This is a genomic window from Bradyrhizobium sp. AUGA SZCCT0105, from assembly GCF_018129565.1.
Taxonomy (GTDB): domain Bacteria; phylum Pseudomonadota; class Alphaproteobacteria; order Rhizobiales; family Xanthobacteraceae; genus Bradyrhizobium.
Map to the genome: position 1 here is coordinate 214,938 of NZ_JAFCMK010000004.1, position 12,495 is coordinate 227,432.

The 12,495-nt window shown below is 64.1% G+C and carries 10 protein-coding genes; 7 read left to right on the plus strand and 3 right to left on the minus strand.

Features of this window, described 5'->3' with window-relative positions; genetic code table 11:
* Positions 1–46 precede the first annotated feature (46 nt).
* Positions 47–1,588: a long-chain fatty acid--CoA ligase gene (locus JQ573_RS20635; RefSeq protein ID WP_212316774.1), complete on the minus strand. Its 1,542-nt coding sequence runs from the start codon at positions 1,586–1,588 to the stop codon at positions 47–49.
* 215 nt (positions 1,589–1,803) lie between these two features.
* Between JQ573_RS20635 and JQ573_RS20640 the strand changes: the two genes are divergently transcribed.
* The 5 genes from JQ573_RS20640 (at position 1,804) to JQ573_RS20660 (ending at position 7,291) form a co-directional block, all read left to right on the plus strand.
* Positions 1,804–2,940, plus strand: a complete 1,137-nt coding sequence (locus JQ573_RS20640; RefSeq protein WP_212316775.1) for an acyl-CoA dehydrogenase family protein — start codon at positions 1,804–1,806, stop codon at positions 2,938–2,940.
* A 141-nt stretch (positions 2,941–3,081) separates the two neighbouring features.
* Positions 3,082–4,239 (plus strand): acyl-CoA dehydrogenase family protein, encoded by a 1,158-nt coding sequence (locus JQ573_RS20645; protein ID WP_212316776.1) that lies wholly within the window; start codon positions 3,082–3,084, stop codon positions 4,237–4,239.
* Positions 4,240–4,289: 50 nt separating this feature from the next.
* Entirely contained in the window at positions 4,290–5,501 is a 1,212-nt protein-coding gene (locus JQ573_RS20650) for an acyl-CoA dehydrogenase family protein (RefSeq protein ID WP_212316777.1), read from the plus strand.
* A gap of 99 nt (positions 5,502–5,600) precedes the next feature.
* Positions 5,601–6,257: a glutathione S-transferase family protein gene (locus JQ573_RS20655; RefSeq protein ID WP_212316778.1), complete on the plus strand. Its 657-nt coding sequence runs from the start codon at positions 5,601–5,603 to the stop codon at positions 6,255–6,257.
* 206 nt (positions 6,258–6,463) lie between these two features.
* Positions 6,464–7,291: a helix-turn-helix domain-containing protein gene (locus JQ573_RS20660; protein WP_212316779.1), complete on the plus strand. Its 828-nt coding sequence runs from the start codon at positions 6,464–6,466 to the stop codon at positions 7,289–7,291.
* A gap of 25 nt (positions 7,292–7,316) precedes the next feature.
* Here JQ573_RS20660 and JQ573_RS20665 read toward each other — a convergent pair whose 3' ends face one another.
* Both JQ573_RS20665 and JQ573_RS20670 read right to left on the minus strand, forming a co-directional pair.
* On the minus strand, positions 7,317–8,267 hold the full coding sequence (locus JQ573_RS20665) for a hypothetical protein (protein WP_212316780.1): 951 nt from the start codon (positions 8,265–8,267) through the stop codon (positions 7,317–7,319).
* A gap of 69 nt (positions 8,268–8,336) precedes the next feature.
* Positions 8,337–9,560: an ABC transporter substrate-binding protein gene (locus JQ573_RS20670; protein ID WP_212316781.1), complete on the minus strand. Its 1,224-nt coding sequence runs from the start codon at positions 9,558–9,560 to the stop codon at positions 8,337–8,339.
* Positions 9,561–9,775: 215 nt separating this feature from the next.
* Between JQ573_RS20670 and JQ573_RS20675 the strand changes: the two genes are divergently transcribed.
* Together JQ573_RS20675 and JQ573_RS20680 are read left to right on the plus strand one after the other, a co-directional pair.
* A complete protein-coding gene (locus tag JQ573_RS20675) occupies positions 9,776–10,642 on the plus strand; it encodes a 3-keto-5-aminohexanoate cleavage protein (RefSeq protein ID WP_212316783.1) in 867 nt (288 codons plus the stop codon).
* A gap of 124 nt (positions 10,643–10,766) precedes the next feature.
* Positions 10,767–12,368: an AMP-binding protein gene (locus JQ573_RS20680; RefSeq protein WP_212316785.1), complete on the plus strand. Its 1,602-nt coding sequence runs from the start codon at positions 10,767–10,769 to the stop codon at positions 12,366–12,368.
* The last annotated feature ends 127 nt before the right edge of the window (positions 12,369–12,495 follow it).

The window sequence follows — 12,495 nt, forward strand, 5'->3', positions numbered from 1 at the left end:
CACTTCTCTCGACATGGCCAGGGAGACGCGACACGCGTCCCCAGGCTCATGCGGCAGTATCGGTCGGCTTCGGCTGGCTGAATTGCTGCCGCAGCGTCGGCTTATGAATTTTGCCTGTCGCATTCCGCGGCAGGGCATCGATGAATTCGATCAGGCGCGGGCACTTGAACCGCGCCAGATTGGCCTGGCAATGCGCGTGGATCTCGGCCGGCGTCAGCGTGTGGCCCGGCTTCACGGCGATCACGGCCATCCCGACCTCGCCCCATTGCTCGTTCGGGATGCCGATGACGGCGGCCTCGGCGACGGCCGCCAATTGATGCAGCACGCTCTCGACCTCGGCCGGATAGACGTTCTCGCCGCCGGAAATGTACATGTCCTTCCAGCGGTCGACGATGTAGTAGAAGCCTTCCTCGTCGATCCGCGTGGCGTCGCCGGTGTGCAGCCAGCCGTCGGTGAAGGACGAGGCGTTGGCGTCCGGCCTGTTCCAGTAGCCCGGCGTGATGTTCGGGCCCTTGACCCAGAGCTCGCCGAGTTCGCCGACCGCGGCATCGCTGCCGTCGGGCCGTACGATCCGAACTTCGGTATGCAGCACGGGCTTGCCGGACGAGCCGGCCTTGCGCGCGGCATCCTCGCGATCGAGCACCATTACCGCGGGCGAGGTTTCGGTCATGCCGTAGCCCTGCTGCAGCGCGACGCCGCGCGCCTCCCAGGTTTTCAGCAGCGGCACCGGCATCGGCGCGCCGCCGACGCCGCCGATCAGCAGGCGGCTGAAGTCCACTGATGCGAAGGCCGGATGCTGCGCCATGAACTGGTAGATCGCGGGCACGCCGAAGAACACGTTGATGCCCTGCAAGGGATCGCCGATCAGCTTCAGCGCCTCGCCGGGATCGAACGCGCGCATGATCAGCACCGTGCCGCCGGCATGCAGCACCGGGTTGGTGTAGCAATTCAGCCCGCCGGTGTGGAACAGTGGTAGCACCGTCAGCAGCACCGAGGCCGGCGAGATGTAGGCGGGGCCGCCGAGATTGACGCAATTCCAGAACGTCATCCCATGCGTGATGATCGCGCCCTTGGGCTGGCCCGTGGTGCCCGAGGTGTACATGATGGTCGAGATGTCATCGAGCGTGACCTCCTCGAACCGTTCGAGCGGTTTCGCCGCCGCGATGCCGGCCTCATAGGCACCGCCCGGGCCGAGCCGCACGGTCGATGCGACGTCGCAGAGCTTGGCGACCGCAAGCGCGGTCTCGGCGAGGTCGTCGTCATGGATCATCACCTTGGGCGCGGCGTCGCCGGTAATGTAGCGCAGCTCGGGAACGGTGAGGCGGGTGTTGAGCGGCAGGAAGACCGCCCCGATCCGGAAGCAGGCGAACTGCACCTCCAGCGTATCGGTGGTGTTCAGCGCCAGCACCGCGACCCGGTCGCCACTGGCGACCTTGAGGGTGTCGCGCAGCCAGCCGGCGAGCCGCGACACGCGGGCGTCGAGTTCCGCATAGCTGAAGCGGCGACCGCTTGCGAGATCGACAAGCGCCATCTTGTCCGGCGTGCGCCGGCGATGATGCGCGATCCAGTCGTAATAACGAACCGGCAAATGTCCCTCCTCTGGAACGGCAGTCTTGCGCCGCCTGTTCCTGGCTCGATTGATGCCATGAATTGGCAGTGGAGGGGGCGTATTAGGATACTGTCTTGCGTTTAGTGGCTGGCGGGTGGCCAGATGGAAACCCGATCCGGCGAACAGCCACTCGACGCAAGTGAACAGGGAAAAATCCGGACATCGTCGGAGGCGGGAATCAACGGAGCACGCGGATGGCAAACCCATTCTACACCAGCGAGCATGAGGCCTTTCGCGAGGTGATGCGGCGCTTTGTGGCCAAGGAAATCGAGCCTTATGCCCATCAATGGGACGAAGAGGGCGAGTTTCCACGCGCGCTCTATGCCAAGGCGTCCGAAATCGGGCTGCTCGGCCTCGGTTTCCCGGAAGAATATGGCGGGATCGCCGCCGACCAGTTCATGAAGATCGTGGCCTCGCAGGAGCTGGCGCGCGCCGGCGCCGGCGGCGTCTCCGCGAGCCTGATGAGCCACACCATCGGCTCGCCGCCGATCGCCCGCGCCGCTCGCCCGGAGATCAAGGCGCGGGTGCTGCCGGAGGTGCTTGCGGGCAAGAAGATCTCCGCGCTGGCGATAACCGAGCCGAGCGGCGGCTCCGATGTCGCGAACCTGCGCACCAAGGCGCGGCGCGACGGCGACCATTACGTCGTCTCCGGCGAGAAGACCTTCATCACCTCGGGCATGCGCGCCGACTATCTGACGGTCGCGGTGCGCACCGGCGGCGAGGGGCCGGGTGGCGTCAGCCTGCTCCTGATCGAGGGCAATACGCCGGGCCTCTCCCGCACCAAGCTGAAGAAGATGGGCTGGTGGGCGTCGGATACCGCGACCTTGCATTTCGACGAATGCCGCGTGCCGGTCGAGAACCTGATCGGCGAGGAAGGCCAGGGCTTCAAGATCATCATGCAGAACTTCAACAGCGAGCGCATGGGCATGGCGGCGGGCTGCACCGCCTATGCGCGCGTCTGTCTCGACGAGGCGGTCGCCTATGCCAAGGAGCGCAAGACGTTCGGCAAGCCGATCGCCCAGCACCAGGTGATCAGGCACAAGATCGTCGACATGGCGCAGAAGGTCGCGGCCTCGCAGGCGATGCTGGAAATGCTGGCGTGGCGGCTCGGCCAGGGCGAAAGCCCGGTTGCCGAGATCTGCATGATGAAGAACCAGGCGACGCAGACCATGGCGCACTGTGCCTCCGAGGCGGTGCAGATCTTCGGCGGCGCCGGCTTCATGCGCGGCATCAAGGTCGAGCGCATTTACCGCGAGGTCAAGGTCAACGCCATCGGCGGCGGCACCGAGGAGATCATGAAGGATCTCGCGAGCCGTCAGATGGGGTTGTAGGAGATGCCGCTCACCCTCAGCCGTCATTCCGGGGCGACGCGAAGCGGCGAGCCCGGAATCCATCAGGCAGCAGATTCGAAGTGAAATGGATTCCGGGTTCGATGCTTCGCATCGCCTCGGAATGACGAGGATTAAAGCAACATGCTCTTCACCGCCGACCACGACGAACCGCGCCGCGCTCTACAAAAATTCATCGCAGCCGAGATCAATCCCCATGTCGACGAATGGGAGAAGGCCGACATCTTCCCGGCGCATGAGCTGTTCAAGAAGCTCGGCAATCTCGGCTTCCTCGGCCTCAACAAGCCGGTCGAATTCGGCGGCCAGGGGCTCGATTACTCCTACGCACTGATGATGGCTGAAGAGTTAGGAGCCATCACCTGCGGCGGCGTGCCGATGGCGATCGGGGTGCAGACCGACATGGCGACGCCCGCGCTGGCGCGGTTCGGCTCCGATGAGGTGCGGCGCGAATTCCTGGTGCCGGCGATTGCGGGCGACCAGGTCGCCTGCATCGGCGTCTCCGAGCCCGGCGCCGGCTCCGACGTCGCCTCGATCAAGACCAGTGCGCGCTCCGACGGCGACGACTACGTCATCAATGGCGGCAAGATGTGGATCACCAACGGCACCCAGGCCGACTGGATCTGCCTGCTCGCCAACACCAGCGACGGCGAGGTCCATCGCAACAAGTCGCTGATCTGCGTGCCGATGAAGACCAAAGGCGTGCAGGTCGCGCGCAAACTCGACAAGCTCGGCATGCGCTCCTCCGACACCGCGCAGATCTTCTTCGACAATGTCCGGGTGCCGAAGCGCAACCGGATCGGCGAGGAGGGCCAGGGCTTCACCTACCAGATGATCCAGTTCCAGGAGGAGCGGCTGTGGGGCGCGGCCGCCTGCCTGAAGGCGCATGAATTCATCATCAACGAGACCATCGACTATACACGCAACCGCAAGGCGTTCGGCGGTTCGATCCTCGACAACCAGGTGGTGCACTTCAAGCTCGCGGAGATGCAGACCGAGGTCGAGCTGCTGCGCTCGCTGATCTATCGCGCCGGCGAGGCGCTGGTGGCGGGCGAGGATGTGACGCGGCTCGCGACCATGGCCAAGCTGAAGGCCGGCCGGCTCGGCCGCGAGCTCACCGACGCCTGCCTGCAATATTGGGGCGGCATGGGTTTCACCAACGAGACGCCGGTCAGCCGCGCCTATCGCGACAGCCGCCTGACCTCGATCGGCGGCGGCGCCGACGAGGTGATGCTGATGGTATTGTGCAAGATGATGGGCACGCTGCCCGGGATGAAGAAATAGCGCGAAGCCGGTCCGACGGATTGCATCGCCGCGCAGAGATGGAGGCCGCTATGCTCTTTCAGGAGAGCCAGAAAGTCGTCGAGCTGAAGCATCGCCTTCAGTCGTTCATGGATCGCCATGTCTATCCGAACGAGGCGCGGTTCTACCGTGAGGCGGAAGAGCTCGGCCCATGGAAGGTCTTTCCGGTCGTCGAGGAGCTGAAGCCCATCGCGAAGGAAGAGGGGCTGTGGAATCTGTTCCTGCCCGAGAGCGAGCATGGCGCAGGCCTCACCAATCTCGAATATGCGCCGCTCTGCGAGATCATGGGCCGATCGCATCTTGCGCCCGAACTCTTCAATTGCTCGGCGCCTGATACCGGCAACATGGAGGTGCTGGCGCGCTACGGCACCAGGGAGCATCAGGAGCGGTGGCTGAAGCCGCTGCTTGCGGGCGAGATCCGGTCCTGCTTTGCGATGACTGAGCCGGCCGTCGCTTCCAGCGACGCGACCAACATCGAGAGCTCAATCGTGCGCGACGGCGATGACTACATCATCAACGGCCGCAAATGGTACACCACCAACGCCACCGATCCGCGCTGCAAGATCTGCATCTTCATGGGCAAGACCGATCCCAATAATCTGGACCGGCATCGCCAGCAGTCGATGATCCTGGTGCCGATGGATGCGCAAGGGATCGAGGTGCTGCGCCCGCTTCCGGTGTTCGGCTTCTATGGCGTGCCGGACCGCGCCTCGGAGGTCGTGTTCACCAATGTACGGGTGCCCGCAAGCAACATGCTGCTCGGCGAGGGCCGCGGCTTCGAGATCGCGCAGGGCCGCCTTGGTCCTGGCCGCATTCATCACTGCATGCGGCTGATCGGGCTTGCCGAACGCACGCTGGAGAAGATGTGCGTCAGGACCAGGAGCCGGGTCGCGTTCGGCAAGCCGGTCGCGGAGCAGACCGTCACGCAGGAGCGGATCGCGGAATCGCGCATCATGATCGAGCAGGCGCGCCTCCTAACGCTCAACGCGGCCCACATGATGGACACCGTCGGCAACAGGGTGGCCAAGGCCGAGATCGCCATGATCAAGGTCGCGGTGCCCAACATGGCGTGCCAGGTCATCGACTGGGCGATCCAGGCGCATGGCGGCGGCGGCACCAGCAACGATTTCGGGCTCGCGGCGGCCTATGCGACGGCCCGTCTGCTGCGTCTCGCCGACGGTCCGGACGAGGTCCATCGCAACCAGATCGCGCGGCTCGAGCTGCGCAAATACGGCAATGCCTGAACCGGAAACCTGCGCGATGAATCCACCGCGCACGACAATGTTGCAGTCACCGCGCCGGCGCTCCATGGTGGCGGCGATCAAGAACACGGGAAACGCCTGATGATCACGCTCTATCACTGCGATGCCGCGCGCTCGTTCCGTCCGTTGTGGATGCTGGAGGAGCTCGGGCTGCCTTATGAGCTGAAGATGCTGCCGTTCCCGCCGCGCGTGTTCGCCAAGGAATATCTCGGCATCAATCCGCTCGGCACCATCCCGTTCATGGTCGATGGCGAGACGAAGATGACGGAGTCCTCGGGCATCTGCCACTACCTCGGCACCAAATATGGCCCGACGCCGCTGATCGTAGGTCCCGACGAGCCGGCCTATGGCGCGTTCTTGAACTGGATGTATTTTTCCGATGCGACGCTGACCTTTCCGCAGACACTGGTGCTTCGCTACAGCCAGCTCGAGCCGGAGGAGCGGCGCAACCCGCAGGTCGCGGGCGATTATGCAAAATGGTTCCTGGGCCGCCTGCGCGCGGTCGAGGCCGCTGCCGCGAACTCTGAATTCCTCTGCGCGGAACGCTTCACGGCCGCCGACATCACCAATGGCTATGCGCTCCGGCTCGCCAGCAATATCGGCCTCGCCAAGGATTTCGGGCCGAACGTCGCGGCCTATTGGGCGCGGCTGCAGCAGCGCGATGGTTACAGGCGCGCGGTGGCGTCGGAGCAAAAAGCCGGGCAGGAACAGAACGTTGCGCCGCGGGCGCGGCCCTGATGATGCGTTGTTCCAGGGTGGTCCGAAGGACCAGACCACAAATGCACAATTGTGCATCGGGGAATCTTGAGATCCCACGATGTGCAATTGCGCATTGGGGTTCGATGCGTCGCATCGTCCCGGAATGACAACGTATCGCTTTTGCGAATTTGCGCTATGGTAGCTCCGCCGCAGCGGCCCAAAGAGCCGCGCGAGGAGGAACCGCCATGGACGCGATCGTGGACGCGAAGTGCCAAGAGTCCGGCCAGCCGTCCGGCCACCGGATGCTGATCACGCCGGAACGGGTGTTCTATGCCGGGCTGCTCGGCCGCCCGCGCGAACGCTGTCCGGGCGCATTCCATGTCTATGTTGCGATCCGCGAGGGCTTGCATCTGTCGACCAGCGAAGGTCGCGAGTCCCATGGCGAGCTCGCGGTGACGATGCCGAACCTGCGCCACACCATCACCAGCGAATATCGATCCGCGATCTGCGTTGCGATCGAGCCGGAAAGCGTGCCTGACGGTACGCTCGAAGCCGTCGCCCGCCGCCTGCAAGGATCCGACTCGCATTTGTTCGCGAACCGGATTCGCAATGCCTATGCGACGCTTGCCGAGATGCAGCATCGCGATGCGATCGCGAATGCCGAGTTCGACACCATGTGCTTCGGCGACGCGCTGCCGCAGCGTGTGCTCGATCCGCGGGTGGTGCGTGCGATCAGCCGCATCGGGCAGTTCTCCGGCGAGCCGGTGACCGCGGCAGGCTGCGCCACCGAGGCCGGGCTGTCGCCGTCGCGCTTCCTGCATCTGTTCAAGGAGGAGACCGGGATCTCGTTCCGCTCCTTCCGCGCCTGGAAGCGCGCGCGGCATCTGCTGCACTTCGCCAACCAGGACATCAATCTGGCGCATCTCGCGCAGGATATCGGCTATCCCGATAGCACGCATTTCAGCCACTCGATCCGCCGCTTCTATGGCTTAAAGCCGCGCGCGATCTTCTCCGGCTCGCGGGATCTGGCGATCTACCGCACCGGGCAGGCGGTGGGCGAACAGGCGCTGTGAGTTGAGCTCGCAGGCAACGCCACGGTCAATGCACCACAGTCTGGACGACCACTGAGGTCAGGGTACTTGGCTTGTCCTCGGGGAGCGTGTGGGTTGGCCGAGCCTGCCAGCTCTGGATGACAAATGCGTCGGGCGAAATCGTCGGATCTGCGACGAGCTCGTGATATCGCTGAACGGCATGACGGGTCCAGGCGAGGTCGCTGTGGTCGCCCGGATCGCCGTCGATCACGACGCCATAGCTAAGGCCTGCCGCGTGCAGTCGGCTCTTCCAGACCGTGAGTTGTGGCCGCCAGTTATTCTGCCAGATCAGGTCAGCCTGCAGGAAGGCCAAAGGCTTGCCGGTCTTCGCCTTGAACAGCTCTGCGAACCTCAGGATTTCGCTGAGGCGGCCGGACGTCTGGTCTGTCACGGGCTCGATGTCGCCGAACTGAACGGCCGGGAACACTGCCTTCAAGGCTTCGACGCTCGGGGCGATGTTGTCGACGACCTCTTCAGTCGTGTACTGGCATGCGCGGTGGGCGAAATGTCCCCAGGTCATGGGCTCGTCGAAGGCGACATAGGCGATCTCGCCGCCCTGGGCCGCGACCCGCTCCGCCGCCTTCTTGATGACCGCGGTGGTGGTGTAGCCGGGAATGCCATTTCCGCACCGGGTCGTGGCGACCAAAATCTCCGCCTCCATGGCGAGTGCGATGTGGCGGCGGCGAAGATCGTGGATCACGGCGGCGAGGTCCGCGTCGCTCGATCGATGCAGGAACTGGGTGGAGAGCTTGAAGACCTGGATCGCCGCAGCCGCGCGGCGCCACGGCGCGTTTTGCTGGAACAATCCCATGAAGTCGCTCGCCGTGGCGCCGCCGCCGCGATCGGCCTGAACCACGGGGTCGACGCCCGAAAGCCAGATCTGCGCCGCCGCCGCCGACGTCGTGATCAAGCAGGCGCCGAGCGCGATGCCGAGAAACAAGGATCTGGGATTCGTCAAGGGATTCACCTATATCGCTCACCAGTTGCGATATAGATCGCTTCGTTTCGGTCGTCATGACGGCCTTGATCACAAATTCGCGCCCTGGATCACCTCGCCGAATCGCAGCCAGCCGGGCCCTTCGATCCGCTGCAGCTGAAGCTGCTGCAGCGGGTGATGATTGGTCGGGCTGGTGTTGACGCGAATGCCGGGCAACAGCGTCGGGACCTCGACGTCTTTCAGGTTGTTCGCCTGCGCCATGATGTTGTCGCGGGTGAAGTTACCCTTGCACTGCTCAAGCACGATCTTGAGCACCTGTGCCACCGTGTAGGCGTAGAGGCTGTAGCCCTCCTTCGGATTGCCATCGGGGAAGTACTTCGCCATGAAGGCGAGGAAATCCTTGACGCCGGGGTCGTTGGCCCAGGCCGGATCGGCAACGTCCTTGACATAGGCCGATGAGATCGTGCCCTGCGACTTGTCGAGGCCGACAGGCGCAATGGTCGAGGAGATCGAGGCCGCGCCGCTCGCGATGAAATGCATCGGCTTCCAGCCGAGCTCATAGATCTTGCGGATCGACTGCGCGCAGAATTTCGCCGTGGTGCCCGAGATCAGCACATCGGGATTGGCGCCGCGCAGCGCGACGATCTGGGAATCGATCGTCGGATCGGTGACCTCGTGCGAGGCCACCACGGCCGATGTCGCGAACCGCTCGCCCAGCACGTCCCTGGTGCCGGCGACGAAATCCTTGCCGAGATCGTCATTCTGGTAGAGCACCGCGAATTTCGCGTTCTTGTTCTGGCTCAGCGCATATTTGACGAACACCTGCGCCTCGGTGCGCGCGCTCGGCGCAAAGCCCATGGTCCAGGGATAGCTCTTGTAGTCGCCCCATTTGTCGCCGTTCACCGACAGGAACAGATGCGGCACCTTGGCGGCGTTGATGTACTTGACGACCGACGAGTTCGGCGCGGTGCCGAGCATGTTGAACAGGAAGGCGACATTGTCGCTCTCGATCAGGCGGCGTACCTGCTCGACCGTCTTCGCCGGATTGAACGCGTCGTCGTAATAGATGTATTTGATCTGCCGGCCGGCGATGCCGCCCTGCTCGTTCAGCATCTTGAAATAGGCTTCCTGGCAGCGCGCCTGCACGCCGAGTGCCGACACCGGGCCGCTCAGCGAGGTGGTGCTGCCGATCCTGATCTCGGTCGCGGTGACGCCGGGCGTATCTTCGGCAAGCGACGACCTGAGACCCGCGACTGCGGCAAGGCCCGCACCCGCGGCGCCGGTAAGCCATCTGCGCCGGTTGATCGAGACCATGATTTTCTCCCCGTGATGCCGGCTTGTTGCGCCGCTTCTGCTTTGCAGGCAACCCTACGCGCCGCGTGGCCGTCGCGTCTTGTGTTAACCGGCTGACGGCGGATTCCGTCGTGAGCGCATCCACTTAGCCAGTCAACGCAAGATGGCGCACAGACAAATTTCTCATCATGGGAAAATCAGCCGCGCAGGTGCGCCGCAACCCGGACGAGAGACCCATGAGCGACAAGGCCGTCATCACCTGCGCGCTGAACGGCGTGCTTACCGACCCGAAGCAGCACAACGTTCCGGTGACGCCGGAAGAGATGGCGCGTGAGGCCAAGGCCGCGTTCAACGCCGGCGCCAGTATCATGCACATCCATCTGCGCCAGCAGGCGCCGAACAAGGGCCACCTGCCGTCATGGGAGGTCGGCGTCAGCAAGGAAATCCAGCAGGCGATCCGTGAAGCCTGTCCCGGCGTGATCATCAACCACACCACCGGCACCTCGGGCCCGAACTATCAGGGCGCGCTCGATTGCGTGCGCGAGACCAAGCCCGAGATCGCCGCCTGCAACGCCGGCTCGCTGAATTATCTCAAGGTCAAGGCCGACAACACCTGGGCGTGGCCGCCGATGATGTTCGATAACGCCGTCGAGAAGGTGCAGGACTATCTCGACGTGATGAAGGCCGCGGGCACCATTCCCGAATTCGAGTGCTTCGATGTCGGCATCGTGCGTTGCGTCGGCATGTACCGGCAGACCGGTATGTATTCCGGCCCGCTCGAATACAATTTCGTCATGGGCGTCGCCTCGGGCATGCCGGCCGATCCGGAGCTGCTGCCGATCCTCTTGAAGCTGAAGGTGCCGGATGCGCATTGGCAGGTCACCGCGATCGGCCGCGCCGAGATCTGGCCGCTGCACCAGCGCGCCGCCGACCTCGGTGGCCATTTGCGCAGCGGGCTGGAGGACACGTTCTATCTCGGCGACGGCACCAAGGTGACGTCGAACGGGCAGCTCGTCGAAGGGCTCGCCGCCTGCGCGCGGCGCGCGGGGCGCGAGATCGCGAGCCCGGCGGAAGCGCGACAGATCTTTGGGGTCAGGCACTAGGTGCTGTCATTCCGGGGCACGCGAAGCGTGAACCACAGATGCGCAATTGCGCATCGGGGAATCTCGAGATTCCGGGTCTGGTCCTTCGGACCATCCCGGAATGACGGCTGGGCGGAGGAAGCACATGGACAATCTCGCAGCAACCGGCGGCGTCACCGGCCCGGGCCGCATCGGACGGGTCGCGATCGGCGATCTCCTCAAGCGCGCCGCGCGGCGGTTTCCGGATCGCGTCGCCCTGACCGATGGCGGCCGGCAGGTCACCTTCACCGAGTTGGAGCGCGACGCCAATCGCTTCGCCAATTATCTGGTGCAGCGCGGGCTGAAGCCGGGCGAGAAAATCTCAACTATTTGCAATAACTCCGTCGAGTTCGTCAAAGCGCTGTTCGGCATCCACCGCGCTGGCCTGGTCTGGGTGCCGATCAACACCATGCTCGGGCCGTCGGACATGGACTACATCCTCGGCCACGCCGAGGTCCGCTTTGCGATCATCGACGACAATCTTCATGCTCAGGCCGATCGGCGCGCCGCGCTGGAGGCGCGCGGCATGGAGATGATCGCGATCGACCTGACCGGCAATGCCGGCAAGACCGGATTGCGCGAGTTCAACGGCTTGCTGGACGGACAATCCGACATCGAGCCTGACATCGAGATCAACGATCGTGATCTCGCAATGATCATCTATACGTCAGGCACGACCTCGCGACCGAAGGGGGCGATGCATTGCCACCTCGCCGTGGTCATGGCGGTGATGAGCAACTGCATCGAGATGCAGCTCTCGCGCGATGACGGGATCACCGGGCAGTTTCCGTTGTTTCACTGCGCCGGCCACGTGCTGCTGTTGAGCTATCTCTCGGTCGGCGGCCGCATGGCGCTGATGCGCGGCTTCGATCCGGTGGTGTGCATGGAGGCGATCGTGCGCGACCGGTTGACGGTGTTCGTCGGCCTGTCGCTGATGTACCAGGCGATCCTCGATCATCCGCGCCGGCGCGAATATGATCTGTCGGGCCTGCGCTGCTGCATCTACACCATGGCGCCGATGGGCAAGCCGCTGCTGGAGCGTGCGATCGCCGATCTCTGTCCGAACTTCGTGCTGACAAGCGGCCAGACCGAAATGTACCCGGCGACGACGATGTCGCGGCCGGAGGTGCAGCTCGACCGCTTCGGCAATTACTGGGGCGAGTCGCTGATCGTCAACGAGACCGCGATCATGGACGACAACGGCAACCTGTTGCCGCGCGGTGAGATCGGCGAGTTGGTGCATCGCGGACCCAACGTGATGATGGGCTATTACAAGGACCCGAAGTCGACCGAGGAGGCACGCAAGTTCGGTTGGCACCATACCGGCGACCTGGCCCTGATCGACGCCAATGGCGAAGTGCTGTTCCTCGATCGCAAGAAGGACATGATCAAGTCGGGTGGCGAGAACGTCGCTTCCGTCAAGATCGAGGAGACGCTGCTGGCGCACCCCGCGGTGCAGAACGCCGCCGTGGTCGGCCTGCCGCATCCGCAATGGGGCGAGGCAGTCTGCGCCTTCGTCAAGCTGAAGCCCGGTGCGGTGGCCGACGAGGCCGGCATCGAGGCGCATTGCAGAAAGCATCTTGGCGGCTTCCAGGTACCGAAGCTGGTGCGTATCCTCGAGGAGATGCCGATGACCGCGACCGGCAAGCTGCGCAAGGTCGAGCTGAGGCAGCAGTACAGTGCATATTTCGACGGAAAGAGCGCATGATAATAGCTATCTCTATCCTCGTCATTCCGGGGCGCGCGCAGCGCGAGCCCGGAATCCATAACCACCATAATGAGTATGGATTCCGGGCCTGCGCCTTCGGCGCATCCCGGAATGACGATGAAGGTTA

Bases quoted from the DNA above. Each gene is read 5' to 3' on its own strand.
- JQ573_RS20650 (WP_212316777.1), top strand. From the start codon at position 4,290: ATGCTCTTTCAGGAGAGCCAGAAAGTCGTCGAGCTGAAGCATCGCCTT.
- JQ573_RS20670 (WP_212316781.1), bottom strand. From the start codon at position 9,560: ATGGTCTCGATCAACCGGCGCAGATGGCTTACCGGCGCCGCGGGTGCG.
- JQ573_RS20640 (WP_212316775.1), top strand. From the start codon at position 1,804: ATGGCAAACCCATTCTACACCAGCGAGCATGAGGCCTTTCGCGAGGTG.
- JQ573_RS20680 (WP_212316785.1), top strand. From the start codon at position 10,767: ATGGACAATCTCGCAGCAACCGGCGGCGTCACCGGCCCGGGCCGCATC.
- JQ573_RS20645 (WP_212316776.1), top strand. From the start codon at position 3,082: ATGCTCTTCACCGCCGACCACGACGAACCGCGCCGCGCTCTACAAAAA.
- JQ573_RS20675 (WP_212316783.1), top strand. From the start codon at position 9,776: ATGAGCGACAAGGCCGTCATCACCTGCGCGCTGAACGGCGTGCTTACC.
- JQ573_RS20660 (WP_212316779.1), top strand. From the start codon at position 6,464: ATGGACGCGATCGTGGACGCGAAGTGCCAAGAGTCCGGCCAGCCGTCC.
- JQ573_RS20655 (WP_212316778.1), top strand. From the start codon at position 5,601: ATGATCACGCTCTATCACTGCGATGCCGCGCGCTCGTTCCGTCCGTTG.